General features: G+C 54.3%; 1 protein-coding gene. It reads left to right on the plus strand.

The window, feature by feature from the left end:
* Positions 1–1,380: VCBS domain-containing protein (locus AC6R1O_RS15140; RefSeq protein WP_500657319.1), on the plus strand; the 1,380-nt coding region annotated here is incomplete at both ends.

Raw genomic sequence — 1,380 nt, forward strand, 5'->3', positions numbered from 1 at the left:
AGCGCGAGCGTGACGCTTCAAGAGACCGATGCGCCGTTGACCACGGGCGGCAAACTGACGTCACAAGACATCGATAACCCGGACAACAAGTTCACGCCAAACACCATTGAAGGTAGCAAAGGCACGTTCAGCATTGATGAAGACGGCAACTGGAGCTTTACCGCCAACAGCGCGTTTAACGAATTAAACGTCGGTGATACAGAGCAAGCAAGCTTCACGGTCACTTCCGTCGATGGAACGCCAAGCACCGTCACGGTAACGATCGAGGGGACTAACGACGCAGCTACAGTGAGCAGCGCGAGCGTGACGCTTCAAGAGACCGATGCGCCGTTGACCACGGGCGGCAAACTGACGTCACAAGACATCGATAACCCGGACAACAAGTTCACGCCAAACACCATTGAAGGTAGCAAAGGCACGTTCAGCATTGATGAAGACGGCAACTGGAGCTTTACCGCCAACAGCGCGTTTAACGAATTAAACGTCGGTGATACAGAGCAAGCAAGCTTCACGGTCACTTCCGTCGATGGAACGCCAAGCACCGTCACGGTAACGATCGAGGGGACTAACGACGCAGCTACAGTGAGCAGCGCGAGCGTGACGCTTCAAGAGACCGATGCGCCGTTGACCACGGGCGGCAAACTGACGTCACAAGACATCGATAACCCGGACAACAAGTTCACGCCAAACACCATTGAAGGTAGCAAAGGCACGTTCAGCATTGATGAAGACGGCAACTGGAGCTTTACCGCCAACAGCGCGTTTAACGAATTAAACGTCGGTGATACAGAGCAAGCAAGCTTCACGGTCACTTCCGTCGATGGAACGCCAAGCACCGTCACGGTAACGATCGAGGGGACCAACGACGCAGCTACAGTGAGCAGCGCGAGCGTGACGCTTCAAGAGACCGATGCGCCGTTGACCACGGGCGGCAAACTGACGTCACAAGACATCGATAACCCGGACAACAAGTTCACGCCAAACACCATTGAAGGTAGCAAAGGCACGTTCAGCATTGATGAAGACGGCAACTGGAGCTTTACCGCCAACAGCGCGTTTAACGAATTAAACGTCGGTGATACAGAGCAAGCAAGCTTCACGGTCACTTCCGTCGATGGAACGCCAAGCACCGTCACGGTAACGATCGAGGGGACTAACGACGCAGCTACAGTGAGCAGCGCGAGCGTGACGCTTCAAGAGACCGATGCGCCGTTGACCACGGGCGGCAAACTGACGTCACAAGACATCGATAACCCGGACAACAAGTTCACGCCAAACACCATTGAAGGTAGCAAAGGCACGTTCAGCATTGATGAAGACGGCAACTGGAGCTTTACCGCCAACAGCGCGTTTAACGAATTAAACGTCGGTGATACAGAG

It is taken from the genome of Vibrio sp. R11-SG3-ISO3-SZ (genome assembly GCF_059834345.1).